Below are 519 nucleotides of genomic sequence, written 5' to 3'. Positions count from 1 at the left end.
GTGAACTGCTCCCCGGAAGTCGGACCGGTAGTTGAGAGGCTAGGCCACGAGGGCCTGAGCCCGGTACTGGACCGGGCTCAGGCCCTCAAGCCGTGTGTGGATGCGCTCGGTGTTGTACCAGCGGATGTACTCCTCGATCGCGGTGACGAGCTGGTCGGCCGTCTCAGGACGGCCGGACTGGAAGATCTCTGACTTGAGGTGGCCGAAGAAGCACGCGATGACGGCGTTGTCGAGGCAGTTGCCCCTGCGGGACATCGACTGAGCCATCCCGTGTGCGTCCAGCAGCATGCGCCGGCTCGCGTGCCGGTACTGGAAGCCCTGGTCGGAGTGGACCAGGGGCCGCTGTCCTTCGGACAGGGTGGTGATCGCCCCCCCGCAGCGAGGACAGGACCAGACCCACGCTCGAGGACGGACCGATCGAGTAGGCGACCACGGATCGGTCGAACGGGTCCAGGACCGGCGAGAGGTAGACCTTCTCGCCGCCGACGGAGAACTCGGTCACGTCGGTGACCCACTTGC

At 66.5% G+C, this 519-nt stretch carries 1 protein-coding gene; it reads right to left on the bottom strand.

The genetic code is table 11. The features are described from left to right. Nucleotides 1-39: 39 nt before the first annotated feature. On the bottom strand, nucleotides 40-267 hold the full coding sequence (locus ACFHWE_RS23670; protein ID WP_416604087.1) for an IS3 family transposase: 228 nt from the start codon (nucleotides 265-267) through the stop codon (nucleotides 40-42). Nucleotides 268-519: the final 252 nt, after the last annotated feature.

Source organism: Nocardiopsis sp. LOL_012 (genome assembly GCF_048060475.1).
In the GTDB taxonomy this organism is placed as follows: Bacteria; Actinomycetota; Actinomycetes; order Streptosporangiales; family Streptosporangiaceae; genus Nocardiopsis.
The sequence above is the reverse complement of the archived record's forward strand: the minus strand, read 5'-3'. Positions and strand labels throughout refer to the sequence as shown.